The sequence below is a fragment of the Acidiplasma aeolicum genome (assembly GCF_001402945.1).
In the GTDB taxonomy this organism is placed as follows: Archaea; Thermoplasmatota; Thermoplasmata; order Thermoplasmatales; family Thermoplasmataceae; genus Acidiplasma; species Acidiplasma aeolicum.
In genome coordinates, this window is record NZ_LKBG01000120.1 from 1 (window position 1) to 1,545 (window position 1,545).

The window sequence follows — 1,545 nt, forward strand, 5'->3', positions numbered from 1 at the left end:
GATTATTTATTATATAATTTAAAAAAACAATAATATTAAAAATTATACAACATTAAAATTTATATTATTTCAAAGGCATCACCACGCGGATCAAATCCGGTATGCACGTTTCCATCATATAAAATACCCTGTGCATGCCCCATCATGTCATTTAAATCATTAACCATTTTATATTTTTTTAAATTAAGTGATTTCTCATAAAATATATCAGCATTATTATATATGCTTGCTGGATAGGCAAATCTGGGATGGCTTATTGCATCCTGTATATTATAGTTAAGGTCTATTATTCTGGACAGGACCTGAACATTGATCTGTGGCTGTACGTCACCACCCATTGAACCAAAAATTATGTCAAACTTTCCGGTTGCTATTGTGCTCATTAATGTATGAAATGTTTTTTTATGCGGTTTAAGGGCATTTTTATGGTTTGCATCAAGGGTAAAGTATGATCCACGGTTATTCATGTTTATTCCGGTTCCATGAATCGTATGGCCTGAACCAAAACCCATGAAGTTGCTCTGAATTGCGCTTATCTCTATTTCCCCATCAAATATTGAGAACGCCGTTGTATCTGATAAATGGTTATTCTTGCCATTGAAATTTGTTTTCGGTACATTTGAAAATATACTGTCATCTATAACTGATCCGTCATAAATATACTCTGGCCTGTATTTATATGCATCCATCATGGTTTTTATCAGGGTATCATAGTAATCCTCCTTATTCATAGAATTTAATTCATAGTTATTTAATTGATTAAACCATACTATTTCTGTAAGCCCTTGGCTAACCGGTGGATTGGTATATATTTTAAAGTCCCTGTATTTTACAGTGAGCGGTTCCCTTATTTCCGGACTAAAATTATCAAGGTCGTTGAACCTAATAAGCCCGCCCTTTGATACCATATCATCATTAATCTTTCTGGCTATATCACCATGATAAAAGGAGTCCAGACCATCATTTGCAAGGGTTTCAAGTGTTTTTCCCAGATCCTTTTGATATAAAATATCCCCTGATTTTTTATATATTGAATTGAAATCTGAATCACCATGGGTAAATGAATCTATGGCCTTTTTAAGCTTGTTGCTCTTCTTAAAACCATTTTTTGCATAACCTATTGCCCTTGAAAAATTTTCTTTGAGGGTAAGGTTTGCCTTTTTCTCTATTAATTTCCATGCAGAAACAAGTCCTGGTATTGAAAAGGATGAATATATCCCCCTCTCCGGAATTTTAGAATAACCCTTTGACCTGAAAAAATCGATATCTGCAAGGGCTGCAGCATAACCGCTGGCATTTATGCAGTAATAATTACCATCCTTAACTGTCGCAAAAAAATCACCACCAAGGCCGTTCAGATGTGGTTGAACAACAGTTAATGCAGCACTTGTCGCAAGCAGTGCATCGTAGGCATTTCCACCTTTAGATAGGGCCTCCTCACCTGCAATTGTACTGAGTGGGTGGCTTGACGCCACAGCATATTTTTTCATGAAATGTACCGTAATGCATTGGGAATGTAATTTTTGCACCAATGAGTTCTGCAGC

General features: G+C 35.6%; 1 protein-coding gene. It reads right to left on the reverse strand.

Going from position 1 to position 1,545, the window contains the following annotated elements:
• Positions 1-59 precede the first annotated feature (59 nt).
• Positions 60-1,490 (reverse strand): gamma-glutamyltransferase family protein, encoded by a 1,431-nt coding sequence (locus tag AOG54_RS03425; protein ID WP_055032419.1) that lies wholly within the window; start codon positions 1,488-1,490, stop codon positions 60-62.
• Positions 1,491-1,545 lie beyond the last annotated feature (55 nt).

Excerpts from the sequence above, each read along its gene's own strand:
- AOG54_RS03425 (WP_055032419.1), bottom strand. The coding sequence starts at position 1,490 with ATGAAAAAATATGCTGTGGCGTCAAGCCACCCACTCAGTACAATTGCA.